Source organism: Vibrio sp. 1249-1, from assembly GCF_033340495.1.
Genome location: NZ_JAWOWJ010000330.1, coordinates 1 through 834 on the forward strand (window position 1 = coordinate 1; position 834 = coordinate 834).

The following is an 834-nucleotide window of genomic DNA, read 5'->3' on the forward strand; positions in this document are numbered from 1 at the left end:
AACGTTTGCTTTGGACACGATGACGTATTCGACCCATGGTATCCACTTGGTACAGCAAACATGCTGCAAGTGCTGCACATGGGCCTGCATGTATGTCAGGTCATGGGTTACGAACAAATTAATCACTCACTCGATCTCAGCAGCACCAACTCAGCGCGGACATTGAACATTCAAGACAAGTACGGAATTGAAGAAGGCAAACCAGGTAGCCTACTGATTCTTCCTGCTGAAAATGGCTTTGATGCAGTACGTCGCCAAGTACCTGTTCGTTACTCGGTTCGTCACGGTAAAGTCATTGCAGAAACACAACCTGCGACAACTCGTATTCATCTTGAGCAATCAGAACAAGTGACGTTCAAGCGCTAAAGTTCTTAAAAAGACCGACCGAAACGAAAAGGGCCTGACTATTTAGTCAGACCCTTTTACTATTTTTTAGTACGTTGCGTTAATTGTCTTCGACAACTAATGATGTTTCTGATCATGGATGGACTATTACCCAGATAAACAACATGCCCTTCTTCATCAACGACCGCGGGTACCACTTTTAAGCCTTTCATATCTGCGCCATTTTCGACCAGTTTACGCTCTAGCTCATATAAATCCTGCATATCATCGACTCAGTTAACTCACCATTTGCGCGGAATCCTATCGCTCTGAAAGCAAAAATATCATGATCAAGATCACAAAAACCACACTAAGCAACTATAAAAATGGAATTGAGATCACTCAAAAATGCAATCTATAGACCCAAGTTTTCTGTGCTACTGAGTCACATTTATAAAATTAATGACTCATAGAAACACTGATAAAAATGTCTGTTTGAAATAGTCTTGT

The 834-nt window shown here is 41.4% G+C and carries 2 protein-coding genes; one reads left to right on the top strand and one right to left on the bottom strand.

Going from position 1 to position 834, the window contains the following annotated elements; genetic code table 11:
* The coding region (locus R7Z50_RS26170) for an amidohydrolase family protein (protein ID WP_318149567.1) at positions 1-366 on the top strand (366 nt) is incomplete at its 5' end.
* A gap of 59 nt (positions 367-425) precedes the next feature.
* Here the strand turns inward: R7Z50_RS26170 and R7Z50_RS26175 are convergent.
* A complete protein-coding gene (locus R7Z50_RS26175) occupies positions 426-608 on the bottom strand; it encodes a hypothetical protein (protein WP_005463425.1) in 183 nt (60 codons plus the stop codon).
* Positions 609-834: the final 226 nt, after the last annotated feature.